Source organism: Streptococcus sp., from assembly GCF_019414905.1.
Lineage (GTDB): Bacteria > Bacillota > Bacilli > Lactobacillales > Streptococcaceae > Streptococcus.
Window position 1 is genome coordinate 1 of record NZ_DXLC01000168.1, and the last position, 12058, is coordinate 12058.

The window sequence follows — 12058 nt, forward strand, 5'->3', positions numbered from 1 at the left end:
CCATTGCTTTCCAAGTAAGTCAAAATCATCTGTGCATCGTTTTCCAACATTTCAAAGGAACGCGGTTTGAGAGAGAGGTTCAAGGTACGGTCCACTTCACGAAAACCAATGACACGCGCATCTAAAACTTGACCCAAACGTGGCTCTGCATAGCGCTCGCTAGGATGGATAAAGCCAAGCATGTTATTTTCTGGTAGGTAAACAAAAGTTCCTGACAGCTTGAGGCGGTAAACAATGGCTGGCCAGTTTTGGTTCTGCATGTTGTTGTAGGCAGGACGAGCTAGACGTTGGAAGTCTTCTTGATAGGCCAAGAGGCCCCAGATACGGTCTTTCTTGTCCACTTCAAGACGGATGTAGAGTTGGTCGCCCTTCTTAGGCCAGAGTTCCTTGAGCTCAGGGAGAATATCGAGTGACACAACGATTTCCTTGTCAGGAAGGCCTGTATCCACAAAGACACCCAAGTCCTTACGAACCTCTGTAACACGGCCCCAACCAAATTGGTCCTGAGTGGCAGTCACTTCTAAGGTTGTCAGGCGGAGTTTTTGCTTCATATCCGTGTAGGCAAAACCTTTGACCGTATCCCCTACTGTATGTTGACCTTCTTCCTTGGCAAGAGCATAGGTTTGACCATCCTTTTGCACAAAGTAAAAACGGTCGTTTTCATCGATGATCAGTCCAACGATAAAACTTGCAAGATTTGTATTCATATTTCCTTCTTTCGAATAAAACTCAGCCAGCAATGCCAACTGAGTTTTTCTGTTTATTTTTAGACTTCCAAAAGTTCTTTCTCTTTGTTGGCAGTCATGTCATCGATGTGTTTAACAGCATCGTCTGTTACTTTTTGAATGTCTTTTTCAAGAGTCTTCAATTCGTCTTCAGTGATTTCTTTTGCTTTTTCTTGTTTCTTAGCCTCGTCCATAGCATCGCGACGGATATTGCGGACAGCCACTTTAGCATTTTCGCCGACCTTCTTCACTTCTTTAGCAAGGTCACGACGAGTTTCTTCTGTAAGAGCAGGGATAACCAAACGAATAACAGAACCGTCGTTAGCTGGTGTGATACCAAGATCAGAGGCATTCAAGGCACGTTCGATGTCTTTCAATGAAGACTTGTCAAATGGTGTCACCAACAAAACACGCGCTTCTGGAATCGTAATTGAAGCGATTTGGTTAAGAGGAGTTTCTACTCCATAGTATTCTACATGTACACGGTCAAGCAAGCTTGCATTGGCACGACCAGCACGGATACCACCAAATTCACGAGCAAGTGATTGGTGAGACTGGGTCATTCTCTCTTTAGCTTTTTCAATAATTGCGTTAGCCATAATCTTTCTTATTCCTTTTCTTCGATATTATTTGAAACTGTTGTTCCGATATTTTCTCCAAATACAACACGTTTGATGTTGCCTGGTTGGTTCATGTTGAAGACAACCAAGTCAATGTCGTTATCCATTGAGAGGGTTGAAGCTGTTGAGTCCATGATACGAAGACCTTTATTGATAACGTCACGGTGGGTCAATTCTTCAAATTTAACAGCTGTCTTATCTTTCTTAGGATCGGCATTGTAAACACCATCGACACCATTTTTGGCCATAAGGATAGCATCTGCTTCAATTTCAGCCGCACGAAGGGCCGCTGTGGTATCTGTTGAGAAGTATGGTGAACCAATTCCAGCACCAAAGATAACGATACGGCCTTTTTCAAGGTGACGAAGGGCACGTCCACGTACGTAAGGCTCTGCCACTTGTTGCATTGCAATGGCTGTTTGCACACGTGTGTCAACCCCAACTTGTTGCAATGAATCTGCCATCACAAGAGCATTCATAACAGTCCCAAGCATTCCTGTGTAATCTGCCTGAACGCGGTCCATTCCTGCTTCTGCAGCAGGTTCTCCACGCCAGAGATTTCCTCCACCGATAACAAGGGCAATTTCGATACCTAAGCTATGAACTTCTTGAATCTCTTTTGCGATTGTTTGAACTGTTTGGATATCAATCCCTACGCCACGTTCACCGGCAAGGGCTTCACCTGATAACTTGATTAAAATACGTTTATACTTGGGATTCGCCATTTTCACTCTCCTTCTTTTATCCTACCTATTTTATCACAATTTCTAAGATTTTTATAGTATCATGAGCAATTCTTTCAAAAAAATTAGACAGTTAAAAATTCCTCTAAGTCGGCAAGAGCACGCTCTGCAATTTTTTCATAACGAGCCTTCTTATCACGGATACGTTCGCCTTCCAACTCCTTGATGATTCCGAAATTGACATTCATTGGTTGGAAATGTTTGCTGTCGGCATGGGTGATGTAATGAGCTAAGCTTCCAATCGCTGTCGTCTCTGGGAAAATAGTCTCGCTTTCTCCCTTGAAAAGACGAGCCGCGTTAATTCCCGCAACTAAGCCTGAAGCAGCTGACTCAACATAGCCTTCCACACCCGTCATTTGACCAGCAAAGAAGAGGTTTGGCTGTTTCTTAGAGCGATAGGTCTGCTCCAGAAGATTTGGTGAATCCATGTAAGAATTGCGGTGCATGACACCATAACGAATAAACTCAGCATTTTCAAGACCTGGAATCATTTGGAAGACACGCTTTTGTTCTCCCCATTTGAGGTGAGTCTGGAAACCAACGATATTGTAGAGGTTACCAGCCGCATTGTCCTGACGCAGCTGAACCACTGCATAAGGTGTTTTGAATTCTCCATCACGAGGGCCTGTATAATCGTCTGGATACTCAAGGCCGACTGGTTTCATAGGGCCATAAAGCATGGTTTTAATACCTCGTTTGGCCATGACTTCGATAGGCATACAGCCTTCAAAGTACTTTTCTTTTTCAAAAGAATTGAGCGGTGCTTCTTCCGCATTGACCAAGGCTTCATGGAAATCCATAAACTCTTGCTTGGTCATGGGAGCGTTGAGGTAGGCAGCTTCTCCCTTATCATAACGAGACTTGAGATAGACCTTGCTCATATCGATGGTGTTGACGTCGATAATAGGCGCTGCCGCATCGTAGAAATAGAACCCATCACCATCATTAAGGGCATGAATCTTCTCAGCTAGGGCATCGCTTGTCAAAGGACCAGTAGCGACAACCGTAATAACATCCGTCGGCAATTCTGTAATTTCATCACGCACCACTTCAATCCAGGGGTGGTTGGCCACTTTTTCGGTTACCATTTGGGAGAAACCATCACGGTCCACCGCAAGAGCTCCTCCTGCAGGAACACGGGTTGCTTCAGCAGATTCCAAGATAACTGAACCCAAGCGACGCATTTCTTCTTTGAGAAGCCCGACAGCATTTGTCAAAGCATCCCCACGAAGAGAATTGGAACAAACCAACTCAGCAAAATTGTCTGTTTTGTGCTGGGGTGTTGACTTGACACCACGCATTTCATAAAGTTTAACTGGAATACCACGTTCTGCAATTTGGTAGGCTGCTTCAGAACCTGCCAAACCAGCACCGATAACATTGATATAAGATTGAGACATGACACTAATACCTCTTTGGGTGGGACGTAAGTCCATATCAAAACACCCCACTGGACTGTTTGACACCCACAAATCTTTCTAATTTTTTCTTCTACTAGTATAACAAAAAAAGGGAAGAAGGCAAACTTCCCTGTTTAGTCATTTTCTTGATTTTCTTCCCAGTCGTGGTAGGCTGCGTAGAGTTGACTTTTATTCCACTGGTAGTATTTCGCAACTTCCTTAATGGCTTGATTTTTCTTCATACCTTGCTGGATGCGGGCTTGGATTTCTAAGAACAAGTCCTCCTCGTCTTTTTCCTCCACATCCTGACTGGCACCTTCAACGATGAGAAGGCATTCGCCCTTGAGTGGCGTTTCAGCTATGCTTTCCAGCAATTCAGAAATGGTACCTCTTTGGTATTCTTCATAGATTTTGGTCAATTCCCTAACCAAAACGACCGAGCGGTCACCATAGACTTCTAGCATATTTTCTAACGTATCTGCAACACGATGGGGAGATTCATAGAAAATCTGAGTTTCAGGATAATCTTTTTTCGAGTCGAAAAATTGCTTTTGCTGGCCTGATTTTCTCGGTAAAAAGCCGTAAAAGATATGTGGCTGTGGCGCTAAACCACTGGCAATTAAAGCAGAAATTCCTGCAGAGGCACCCGGAACTGTGACAACTGCAATCTCTTCCTCAATAGCTACCTTGACCAAATCATGACCAGGGTCTGAGATGCTAGGCAAACCCGCGTCGGATACCTGAGCAATGCTTTGTCCTGCTTTCAGGAAACCAATCAAATCAGGAATTTTTTCCTTGGCATTGTGCTCATGAAAACTGATTTGCTTGGTAGAAATGTCAAAATACTTGAGCAATAGACCTGTATTGCGCGTGTCCTCAGCAGCAATCCAGTCCACTTCTTTCAAGGTCTGAATAGCTCGAAATGTCATATCATCTAGATTGCCAATCGGCGTTGCCACTAGATACAGCTTGCCATAGGGAGACTGCCCCTTAAAACTTTTTTGAATCTGCATGCCTACTCCCTGTACAACAACTCGTCACAGAACATACATTCCTCGTCCTGCTCTCGACGTTGTCCATAAAAATCATTACATACGTGAAAACCATCTTTATAAATTCGACGGACACTTTCACGAACATGCTTGGCCTTGACAGGAGCGTCTGCTTCCACCTCACCCAAGCGTTCGCGCAACTTACTATTTTCCAAACGAAGAGCTGTATTTTCCTCTACCAGGCTCTTGAGATTTTTCTTGATGGCTTCCACATCGGCCAAGGTTACTAGTAACTGTTGGGAAAAATCGTCCAGCGCGTCAAATAATTCTTTTTTGTCCATAAAACAGCCCTTTCCTTTCTTCATCATTCATTTTTGAGTTTATATTTCTTTCAAGACCAGATATTCCATGGCATTTTGAAAGCTGACATTAGCTTGCCACATTTTTCTAGCTTCTAGCAAATCTTGTAGAATCACTCTTACTCTTGCTTGTAGGATATCTTGTCCACAGAGAACTTCAAGAATCCGTAAAACCTGATCTTGTTTTTCCTTGTCATCTGCCAAGCTAGCTAGTTTAGCAACTTGCAAATAACTTTCTTTTTTCTTAGCTACTAACCAAGTCAGCAGGCGTTCACTTTCATCGACCAAGGTCCAAAAGCCTGCCTGATTTGCCAACTTTTCTGCTTCAGCTCGCGATTGACTAAACTGGGCTAAAAGAGTCGCTTTTTTCTTAACCAGTCCCAGTTGTTCTAAGAGCAAGATGAGTTTTTCTTCTTGCTTTTTAAAGTGGAAAATCTGGGTCCGACTTCGGATTGTCGGTAAAATCTTTTCTTCATCGCTTGTCAAGAAGAAAATATAAACCTCACTCTGGGGTTCTTCGATGACCTTGAGCAAAGAATTGGCTGCGTTAGGATGCATTTTCTCAGCTTGCTCGATAATAAAGACCTGCTGCTGGCTTTCAATCCCTGCATGAGAAAACTGACCCACCAATTCCCGAATGCGTTCTGTCTTGATGACCTGATTGACTGGCTTAATTAAGGTGACATCTGGAAACTCTTCCTGTTCAATCAGCTTACAATTTCGGCATTTCTCACATGGTAAAACACCTACTTTATCCGTACAAAAGAGGCTCTTAGCCAAAAACTGCGCCATTTCCAAGCTTCCAAAGAAACCTGAAAAGAGATAGGCGTGATTGAGCTGGTCTTGCTCCAAAATACGGACAAAGCGGTCAAACTGATCTGGCTGCCAGGCCTTTAGTTGATCTTGTTTCATTTAGCTAATCCCATTCTATCAAACAAGATAGCCTTGGTAGTTTCCACAACTTGCTCCAAAGGAAAACTAGCATCAATCTTGACAATGCGACTTCCTTCTTTTTCCAGAAGAGAAAGGTAGCCTTGACGGACTTTTTTGTGCAAGTCCAAACCTTCCAAGTCCAAACGATTAACCTCGCGGTCACTATTAGCTGCAATTCGAGCCAGTCCTTCTTCCACCTCGATGTCAAAATAGAGGGTCAAATCAGGTTTGAGGCCATCTGTCGCAAACTGGTTAAGCCAGTCAATGGCGTCAATATCCAAGCCACGACCAAATCCCTGATAGGCAACAGAACTATCGATGAAACGATCCATAATGATCAACTTACCAGCTTCAAGGGCTGGAAGAACTTTTTCCACCAAGTGCTGTCTGCGACTGGCGATATAGAGCAAAAGCTCTGTCTTCGCATCCATCTGAGTATGACTTGGATCCAAAATCACTTCCCGAATCTTCTCTCCTATCAAGACACCTCCTGGTTCACGGGTCGTCAGCACCTCTACCCCTTTTTCCTCTAAAATTGGTAGCAGAGCCTCTAAAACACTGGTCTTTCCTGCTCCCTCTGGTCCCTCAAGAGAGACTAAAAATCCTTTTGACATGTCTAACTCATTTCTTTTTTACTACTTCTATTCTATCAAAAAATAGGGGTTTGTGACAATCTTTTTTGTCTTCTCATTTAATACTCAATGAAAATCAAAGAGCAAACTAGGAAGCTAGCCGCAGGTTGCTCAAAACACTGTTTTGAGTTTGTAGACGGAAGCTGACGTGGTCTGAAGAGATTTTCCAAGAGTATCAACCACCATAAAAGAGGCAGACAAATCCACCTCTTATTTACCTAGTTCTTGTGTTCGTTTATAGGCTTGACCAACTGCATCCATGACCGTCCCTCGAAAAGCATGCGCTTCTAGGCTTGCTACACCAGCGATAGTCGAACCGCCTGGGCTACAAACTTGATCTTTTAAGACCCCAGGATGCTCTTGGCTTTCTAGGAGCAATTTCCCAGCTCCTACCACAGTTTGAGCCGCCATTTTCAATGCTGTTTCTCGTGGTAATCCTGTCTGAACACCTGCATCTGCCAAGGCCTCAATAAAGAGATAGACAAAAGCTGGTCCACAACCTGCAAGACCTGTCGCTGCATCAATTAAGCTTTCCCAAAGTTCAACCAAGAGACCAGCCTTGGCTAAAAGCTGACAAAAGAGATCACTGTCCTCAGCCCTGCAATTAGGAGACAAGGCATAGCTAATCACTCCTTGCCCGATAGAAGCAGGAGTATTTGGCATCATACGAATAATTCTGTGTTGATTTGGAAGAAGACTAGCGAGTTTTTCTAAAGTCAATCCAGCTGCCATCGAAATCAAAAGAAGACTTTCTCTTTTTTCAAGGATGATCTGGTATTGAGAAAGCAGTTCAGAAAACTGAGCAGGCTTAACTCCTAGAAAAATCACATCTGCTTCTGCGAAAATTTCTTCATTGCTGGAAGCCTGACCACCAAAGTCTACAATGAAAGCATCTACCTTGGCTTGGCTACGATTGGCAAGGAGAATCTCATCTGACGGTCTAGCCTGCAAGACAGACTTAGCCAAGCTAGCACCCATATTCCCCAAACCGATAAATCCAATCTTCATCTCTTACTCCCTTATCTGTCCGTCACCAGTAACCACATACTTGTAGCTAGTCAACTCTTTCAAGCCCATTGGACCACGCGCGTGCAATTTCTGAGTAGAAATCCCCATTTCACAACCAAGACCAAATTGACCACCATCTGTGAAACGAGTTGAGGCATTGACATAGACAGCTGCAGAGTCCACTTGATCTGTAAAGTATGCTGCAGCTTCAGCATTTTCAGTAACAATAGCATCCGAATGATGGGTACTGTGGGCTTCAATATGAGCAACCGCTTCTTCTAAACTGCTCACAACCTTAACAGCTAGAACATAGTCCAAAAATTCGGTATCAAAGTCTTGGGCTTCAGCTGCTTGGCCTGAAACAAACTGACTTGCTTTGCTATCTAGGCGGAATTGAATTGGTTCCAGTCCAGCTTCTTTTCGATCTGCAACCAACACTTGCTCCAAGCGAGGAAGGAAGCTTGCCGCCTTGTCATCATGAACGAGAAGGACTTCCATGGCATTGCAGACAGAAGGACGACTGGTTTTAGCATTGTTGATGATAGATAGAGCCTTGTCCTCATCTGCATCCTTGTCCACATAAACATGGACAATCCCAGTTCCTGTCTCAATAACAGGTACGATAGCATTTTCAACCACCGCATTAATTAAGCCAGCTCCTCCACGAGGAATAAGGAGGTCTAGATAGCCCTTTGCCTTCATCATAGCATAACTACTTTCACGGCTAGTATCTTCCACTAGTTGAATCACATCTGGATGAATGGTAGTCGTCTCCAAGCCCTTTTTCAAAGCTTTAACAATAGCATGAGCTGTTTGATAGGCATCCTTACCACTACGAAGAACAACTGCATTTCCACTTTTAAGAGCCAAAGCAGCCGCATCAGACGTCACATTTGGACGGCTTTCATAGATAATACCGATGACCCCCATAGCCACACGTTTTTTGGTGATAACCAAACCATTTTCAAGCTGATTGGTTTCTAAAACTTCACCGATTGAATCTGGTAAAGCAACCACTTCACGAATCCCAGTTGCCATCGCTTCTATACGACTTGCATCCAAATAAAGACGATCCAGCATCACATCTGAGATTTTACCTTTGGCCGCTTCCATATCGAGGGCATTGGCTGCTAAAATCTCCTCTGTAGCAGCCACTAAGTGATCAGCCATGGCTAGCAAGGCTTGGTTTTTCACTTCTTCACTAGCTGTGTTGATTGATTTTTTAACAGCCTGTACCTGTTCAAATTGTTCTTGTGTACTTACCATAGTTTACCTCTAAAATTCTGTAAAGAGTAGTTGAATTTCAGGAGTAATGGAAATCCAGTCATCACGGTGAATCAGGACACCCTTGGCTTTTTGAGAACGCAACATATCCTCCAAAGCAGATGCTCCAAATTGCACGCGTCCTTTTCCAAGTGATTTTCCACTTTCCTTGTCAAATACTGTCACAATATTACCGTAAGAAAAGGCGCCTTCTGCTTCAACAACACCAGATAGAAGGAGACTCTTGCCATGTTGAGAGAGAGCTTCTGCAGCCCCTTTATCTACCCAAATAGAACCTTGGCTCTGAGCATAAAAAGCCAGCCATTGTTTCTGGGTACGAAGTCCCTTCTCTTGCGCAACAAAGTAGGAACCATCCTTGGTCTCCTCAACCGCCTCAATCATGGCATCTGACTTCAAGGATGAGCAGATATAAACAGGAACTCCTGATTCTGTCGCAATAGTTGCAGCTTTGATTTTGGTTAACATGCCACCTGTACCATTAGACGAACCTGCTCCACCAGCCATATCAATAATCTCACGATTGATGGTCTCGATTCGCTCCAAGCGTTTGGCTGTTGGGTCTGAATTAGGATTTCCAGTATAAAGACCGTCTACGTCTGTCAAGAGGACCAAAAGGTCTGCTTGGACCATGGCTGCTACCTGAGCACTTAGAGTATCATTGTCCCCAACCTTGAGCTCATCAATGACGACACTATCATTCTCGTTGATGATAGGAATCGCACCACGGCTAAGTAGAACCGACAAAGCCTGATGGGCATTTTTATAACGGCGCTTATCCACAAAGTCATCCTGGGTCAGCAAGATTTGTGCAGAAACGATTTGGCGCAAGAGAAGATTGGTCGTGTATTCTTCCAACAAAAGCCCCTGCCCTACCGCTGCTGAAGCCTGCTTATCAGCAATCTTAGTCGGACGCTTTTTAAATCCTAAGGCTCCAAAACCTGCAGCAATGGCACCCGACGACACCAAAATCAACTCATGACCCGCCTCGTGTAACATAGCCAACTGCTGGGTAATAGCCTTTACTTTACTACGTGATAAACTTCCATCTTCATTCGTCAGAGAAGAAGTCCCCACCTTAAAGACAATCCGTTTGTATTTCATAGTCTCACTCCGATTCTTCATATTTATCCATTATAACATGAATGGCAGGAAATAGAAAAGAGTTGATAGGAAAAAGAAGGCCCTAAAACCTTCTTTTTTACTACTGTGCTGATTCCGATTTGTTTGCACTCGTTTCAGAGCTTTGTGAAGTTGAAGAAGTCAAATCTTGACTAGTTGAAGAACTTGGAACACTTTCATGTTGACTCGTTTCTTGATTTTCAAGATCTTTTTTCACTACTTCATTCGATTCTTTTGTTTCTGAATTACTTGTAGTTCTAATTGTAGCAGATTTCTCGATCGGAACATCCACTAACCAGGCACCACTTGAGTCAACAGTATAGCCTTCTGGTGTCTTACCATTCACAAGTAATTGACCATTTTCTTTCAAGAAGTACCATTTATCCTTGTCCTTGATCCAACCAACAGCTCGTGAACCGTCTGTCTTGTAGAAGTACCAAGCATTTGCCTTTTTAAGCCAGCCTTGCTTCATAGCTCCTGATTCTTCTATATAGTAATGTTGACCTGCAACTTCTATTTCACCTGTCTTCATGATACCAGTAGAATCCATATAGTACCAGGTTTCTTTATCTTTTACCCAGCCCGTTTTCATTTCTCCTGATTGAGCAAAGTAATACCATTGCCCCTTATATTGAAGCCAACCTGTCTTCATAGAGCCATCGTTTGATAAATAATAGTTCTGACTTCCAGTATTTACCCAACCAATTTCCATCTGATTTTCTTTGTTGAAATAATACCAGATTCCATCAATTTTCTTCCAATTTTTAGCAGCAACACCAGAGTCTGTCAAATAGAACCAACGATTGTTCCATTTTTTCCATTGATTCTGTAATAAGATACCCGTTTGGTTAAAGTAATACCATTCACCCTTAATTTCATTCCAACCGACAGCATATTCTCCTGTAGAATCAGGTGCTTGATACCACCAGTTTCCATAAGCACTCTTATGCCAACCAGCTTGAAAACTTGGAATCTTCTTGTAGGAAGTTGAAATGTTTACTAAACCGTCTTGTCTAATATCAAAAACTGTCGCATCATAGTCTTTGCTGGCTGCGTTAATTCTCTCAATTCCTCGTTCTTTAAGCCAATTGACATACTCACTATCGACACCATTTTTCCAAGGTAGACTATCTGAAGTTTGAACAATCAAACTCGGACTCAAATTTTTAATGAAATCCTTGGTGTTTGATTTATTAGTATCATAGTGATGATTAAACTTCATCAAATCAACTTTTCCAATAAGAGGACCATACTTGTCTTCTGCTCCATGAACATTATCTAAGTCGCCCCCAAGGTAAATTTTCTTGCCATTGACTTTCACTACACTAATCAAGGAATTGGAATTGTCATCCCAAATTTTCTTTAATTCACCTGATGAATCTGTTTCATTTTCATAATTATAGAGTTGAATATCCATGTCCCCAAACTGAAAATGAGCATCTCCTTGTGTGATGTTTTGAATAACTGAAACACCTTTTTCTGAAGCAGTTTGTAAAACCTTATCATAACCGTACAGATTATCCCATAGATGAGTTGGTGTTGTAATCCGACTATCAGAGTATTTTTTCATGTAGATACGACCAACTGGATAGGTTTGCAGTAACTCATCAACGTTTCCAATATGGTCACTATGGGTATGGGTTACCAAAATAAAATCAAGTTTTTGGACACCCAATTCCTTTAAATGTCGCGAAACACGATCTGTCAGAACATGCTTATAAGATGTTTCAATTCCTTCTCTCCATGGGTAACGAGAATCACTTCCATCTGGGAAATCATAATCTTCTCCTGTATCCACCATGGCAAAATGTCCATTACTTTCAAGAATGATCGCATCACTGCCACCTTCCTGAACATTTATAAAGTGGATTTTATTTCCTGAACTTTCTTGAGCTTGAACATTCCCATGAAATGACAAGCATAAAAAAGCACCTGCAAGTGCTAAACTAGTTAATTTCTTTTTCATTCTTACTTTCTCAATCTCTCCAATGTTTCCTTAAAAATCTCTGGGATATCTGCTGTAAATTCCATGGTCTCACCTGTTCTCGGATGGGTAAAGCCTAGAGTCTTGGCATGGAGAAATTGTCCATGTCCTTTCAAAGTCTTGCGAGGACCATAGACCTCATCACCAGCGACTGGATGGCCAATATAAGCCATGTGAACACGGATTTGATGAGTGCGTCCTGTCTCTAGCTGCAACTCTACCAAGCTGTAATCACCAAAACGTTCCAAGACGTGGAAAC

Annotated in this window: 13 protein-coding genes; all 13 read right to left on the reverse strand. The window is 42.7% G+C overall.

What is annotated here, in order from left to right:
* Nucleotides 1-707, reverse strand: a 707-nt coding sequence (cvfB, locus tag QZ359_RS04915; protein ID WP_293963443.1) for an RNA-binding virulence regulatory protein CvfB, incomplete at its 3' end; no start/stop codon positions are given.
* A 59-nt stretch (nucleotides 708-766) separates the two neighbouring features.
* Entirely contained in the window at nucleotides 767-1324 is a 558-nt protein-coding gene (frr, locus tag QZ359_RS04920) for a ribosome recycling factor (RefSeq protein ID WP_001262225.1), read from the reverse strand.
* Between the two features lie 8 nt (nucleotides 1325-1332).
* Nucleotides 1333-2070, reverse strand: coding sequence for a UMP kinase (gene pyrH, locus QZ359_RS04925; protein ID WP_000002996.1), 738 nt, complete (start codon nucleotides 2068-2070; stop codon nucleotides 1333-1335).
* 83 nt (nucleotides 2071-2153) lie between these two features.
* On the reverse strand, nucleotides 2154-3488 hold the full coding sequence (trmFO, locus tag QZ359_RS04930; protein WP_261074374.1) for a methylenetetrahydrofolate--tRNA-(uracil(54)-C(5))-methyltransferase (FADH(2)-oxidizing) TrmFO: 1335 nt from the start codon (nucleotides 3486-3488) through the stop codon (nucleotides 2154-2156).
* A 134-nt stretch (nucleotides 3489-3622) separates the two neighbouring features.
* On the reverse strand, nucleotides 3623-4501 hold the full coding sequence (gene rsmI / locus QZ359_RS04935) for a 16S rRNA (cytidine(1402)-2'-O)-methyltransferase (RefSeq protein WP_153193259.1): 879 nt from the start codon (nucleotides 4499-4501) through the stop codon (nucleotides 3623-3625).
* A 2-nt stretch (nucleotides 4502-4503) separates the two neighbouring features.
* Nucleotides 4504-4821 carry a DNA replication initiation control protein YabA gene (gene yabA, locus QZ359_RS04940; RefSeq protein WP_000358227.1) on the reverse strand — a complete coding sequence of 106 codons (318 nt, stop codon included), beginning with the start codon at nucleotides 4819-4821 and terminating at the stop codon, nucleotides 4504-4506.
* 39 nt (nucleotides 4822-4860) lie between these two features.
* Nucleotides 4861-5751: a DNA polymerase III subunit delta' gene (locus QZ359_RS04945; protein WP_101785210.1), complete on the reverse strand. Its 891-nt coding sequence runs from the start codon at nucleotides 5749-5751 to the stop codon at nucleotides 4861-4863.
* Nucleotides 5748-6386 (reverse strand): dTMP kinase, encoded by a 639-nt coding sequence (gene tmk / locus QZ359_RS04950; RefSeq protein WP_293963496.1) that lies wholly within the window; start codon nucleotides 6384-6386, stop codon nucleotides 5748-5750. The genes QZ359_RS04945 and tmk overlap by 4 nt, the downstream gene beginning before the upstream one ends.
* 228 nt (nucleotides 6387-6614) lie before the next feature.
* Nucleotides 6615-7412, reverse strand: a complete 798-nt coding sequence (proC, locus tag QZ359_RS04955; protein WP_293963499.1) for a pyrroline-5-carboxylate reductase — start codon at nucleotides 7410-7412, stop codon at nucleotides 6615-6617.
* A 3-nt stretch (nucleotides 7413-7415) separates the two neighbouring features.
* Nucleotides 7416-8678: a glutamate-5-semialdehyde dehydrogenase gene (locus QZ359_RS04960; RefSeq protein ID WP_293963501.1), complete on the reverse strand. Its 1263-nt coding sequence runs from the start codon at nucleotides 8676-8678 to the stop codon at nucleotides 7416-7418.
* Nucleotides 8679-8687: 9 nt separating this feature from the next.
* Complete coding sequence (proB, locus tag QZ359_RS04965; protein ID WP_293963504.1) at nucleotides 8688-9797, reverse strand: glutamate 5-kinase; 1110 nt, start codon at nucleotides 9795-9797, stop codon at nucleotides 8688-8690.
* Between the two features lie 100 nt (nucleotides 9798-9897).
* The gene (gene cbpE / locus QZ359_RS04970; RefSeq protein WP_293963506.1) at nucleotides 9898-11781 is read right to left on the reverse strand and encodes a phosphorylcholine esterase CbpE; all 1884 of its coding nucleotides are present in this window, start codon (nucleotides 11779-11781) and stop codon (nucleotides 9898-9900) included.
* 2 nt (nucleotides 11782-11783) lie between these two features.
* On the reverse strand, nucleotides 11784-12058 hold a 275-nt coding region (locus tag QZ359_RS04975), incomplete at its 5' end, for a pseudouridine synthase (RefSeq protein ID WP_293963509.1).